Source organism: Clostridium sp. Marseille-P2415 (assembly GCF_900155545.1).
Taxonomy (GTDB): Bacteria; Bacillota; Clostridia; order Lachnospirales; family Lachnospiraceae; genus Lacrimispora.
Window position 1 is genome coordinate 3,918,808 of record NZ_LT732526.1, and the last position, 2,681, is coordinate 3,921,488.

Annotated in this window: 3 protein-coding genes; all 3 read right to left on the reverse strand. The window is 40.4% G+C overall.

Going from position 1 to position 2,681, the window contains the following annotated elements:
• Positions 1-170: 170 nt before the first annotated feature.
• The 3 genes from BQ9856_RS22875 to BQ9856_RS22885 all read right to left on the reverse strand — a co-directional run bounded on the left by BQ9856_RS22875 (position 171) and on the right by BQ9856_RS22885 (position 2,599).
• The gene (locus tag BQ9856_RS22875; protein ID WP_442855567.1) at positions 171-752 is read right to left on the reverse strand and encodes a hypothetical protein; all 582 of its coding nucleotides are present in this window, start codon (positions 750-752) and stop codon (positions 171-173) included.
• Between the two features lie 190 nt (positions 753-942).
• Positions 943-1,773, reverse strand: a complete 831-nt coding sequence (locus BQ9856_RS22880; RefSeq protein WP_077609165.1) for a transposase — start codon at positions 1,771-1,773, stop codon at positions 943-945.
• Entirely contained in the window at positions 1,739-2,599 is an 861-nt protein-coding gene (locus tag BQ9856_RS22885; protein WP_077609174.1) for a transposase, read from the reverse strand. Before BQ9856_RS22885 ends, BQ9856_RS22880 begins: the two co-directional genes overlap by 35 nt.
• Positions 2,600-2,681: the final 82 nt, after the last annotated feature.

A 2,681-nucleotide genomic window follows, 5' to 3' on the forward strand; every position in this document is an offset into this window, starting at 1 on the left:
CCACAGTGAATCATTTTTTCAACATTCTCTATGACAACGTCACGAGGATGAAGAATATATAGCATTTCTTCATAATGGTCAATAAAAATCTTTTGCAGGACATTCATAAGACCATTATAAAGAAAAAGTCGCAAAAAAGGAATCCCCTAATTCCCCTCATGAATGAGGGGCTAGGGGAGTTGAGGTGCCGAAGGCACTTTCTTGTCAACAAACGCTTCGACATACGGATACTGGCTGTATGTCATGACACCGACGAAAAGATATGCGTTGATGATCTCACCGGTATTCGGATCGGTGAGATGGGCCGGATCTCCTGCCCAGTCGACCTCGACCTGTTCTCCGGGTTTGCGGTTGATATGCATCGTAGCGCGCCGCTTCTGCTCATCCTGCTGAAGGTAATAGCAGAACTGAGAATACATGAGCGGCTCGTCGCCTGTGAGACGGCATTCCTCCAGGTATTCCGTCCATAGCAGCTTTTTATTAACTCCGTTACGGAGAAGTTCCTTGCGGATGTGGTCATAATCCGGCATCCGCTTATTGGAGGCAGCGGCAGTTTGCTCCGCCTCCGGAAACAGCATTTTAGCCAAGACATCATCTGTCAGCTTCTGATCCAAGGGCCACACAATGTTCTTTTCTCTTGCTGCTTTAAGAACCTTGTTGACTGTGGTTTTGGATGCATTACAACTGAGCGCAATGTTAGTCTGGCTGAGATTTAATCCAGCAAGCCGGATAATCTCACGATATTTGGTCATAATGGCGACCTCCTTCAACTGTATTTACGCTATAAAGCGCATAGATACAGTATAAAGGAGAACTCATTATTTTACATGGACGGCGGTATCGTTAGCCGGAATGTCGGTATTCTGCCTCCAGAATATCGGTATCAGCCATTCCGGAACAGCGGTATCATGCAACGGTTCTTCCGCAAATGTCCGTTATACATTAGCATCTCAATATCATTTTGGCACTCAAAAGTTTTCTACTGCATCTGCCATACATAGTACGTTTCACCATCTTAAGTTTACTGTTAATTCCCTCCACAAATCCATTACTCAAATCAGATGCTACCGCATTTTCGACAGCTTTTATATCTCGCTGTAAGCCTTTGGCAAAAGATTTTAATTCAGGAATGGCACTATTACTATATCGTTCAATAAAAAGATATAACCCGGGCATGCTTCTACGGATAAAAACATTACGGAAACTCCGAATACAGCTCAGGATTTCCCATACCATCGGGTAAGTTTTGAGAATATAATCTTTATGCTCCGGTGTTAGTTGATTATCATTCATCCAAAGATATTGGAAAATTCCTGCTCTAGTTATATAATCAGCGCTTTTACCTTTTGATCCAGCTTTATATTTCATTCCCTCGGTATAAGTTCTGACATATGGTTGTGGTGCAAAATTCTGTATTTTATATCTTTCTATTTTTACAAGATAATCAAAGGCTGTACTTTTAGCCCCACGATATCCTAGTGAATACAAGCGTTTTACTGTCTTGCTTTTACTATATCCATTATGTAGACACTTAATTATTTCGTCCTTGTAAACGTCCAACTTACTTTGATTAATTCCAGATTCGCAAAGTTCCTTTGGATTACCGGCTCTATACTTTGCGACTGTTCTTCGGCTTATACCCATCCGTTTGGCTATTTCACGATAACTGCAGCCTTCTTTTAAAAAAGTTTGAATCTGGCAAATGACTTGATAACGTTTTTGTTCTCGAGGAGAAAAGTTATCCACAGTCGAAACGATTTTTTTTACAAGCATCACAATTTTTTACAGATTTCGCAACATGACTATCATGAATTACTGTTATATTAGCGGGTACTGCACGGTTTAAGGCACCTTTTACGGCATCAAGAAGATTTTGATGCAGATGGAAACGATCGGCTACCTGCATGACATCAGGAAGCTCTTCACTGATTACTTTTGCATATGCACTTGCCCGATCCCTGGTTACTGCTTTGATATGTTGATTTCCTTTTAGCCACTGGCGAAGAGTTTTGCCATCGCGTCCATCAAGTATGGCAATGGGGTTGTGTGACTTCTCATCTACAATAATAGTGCCGTAGGTATTTCTTTTTTTGAAAGCAAAATCATCAATACCTACGATTTCACCACACTCTGAAGGTGCCTGATTCTCAAAGCGTTTCAGCAAAAGGCGTATTACACTATCGCCACTGATGCGAATGCCCATCTCTTTACAGATACGGGAACAACCTTCGCAGCTCGTTTCCAATGCTAATGTACTGATAAAATCAGCGCATCGCTCCGTCATACGGCTATAGTAATTGAGGAAACCATTATAGGTTTCAGCAATTGTAGAAACCTTGCAAGAATCATTTTCACAGTTATATTCGTGTGCAGTTATTTCAAGCTCTACCTGTTTTCCTAAAATAGGCAGATCCTGTACCTTGCGAATATAGGTGCCATGGTATTGGTTAGAAATTTGTTTACATTCAGGACATTCGCAAGATTCGGTTGCGGATTTCATACGGATTTTTATTTTGGTTCTGTCCACAATAATTTCTGTAATTCTCAATAACTCTGTTGGATAAAATTTATCTAAATTTAATGCTGTAGTATCGTTCATAAACAGTATCTCCTATAGCATTATAGTATATCATATAAACTTTATAAGCGAAAGATACAAAACGGATATTTGCGGAAGAACC

Bases quoted from the DNA above. Each gene is read 5' to 3' on its own strand.
- BQ9856_RS22875 (WP_442855567.1), bottom strand. From the start codon at position 752: ATGACCAAATATCGTGAGATTATCCGGCTTGCTGGATTAAATCTCAGC.
- BQ9856_RS22880 (WP_077609165.1), bottom strand. From the start codon at position 1,773: ATGCTTGTAAAAAAAATCGTTTCGACTGTGGATAACTTTTCTCCTCGA.
- BQ9856_RS22885 (WP_077609174.1), bottom strand. From the start codon at position 2,599: ATGAACGATACTACAGCATTAAATTTAGATAAATTTTATCCAACAGAG.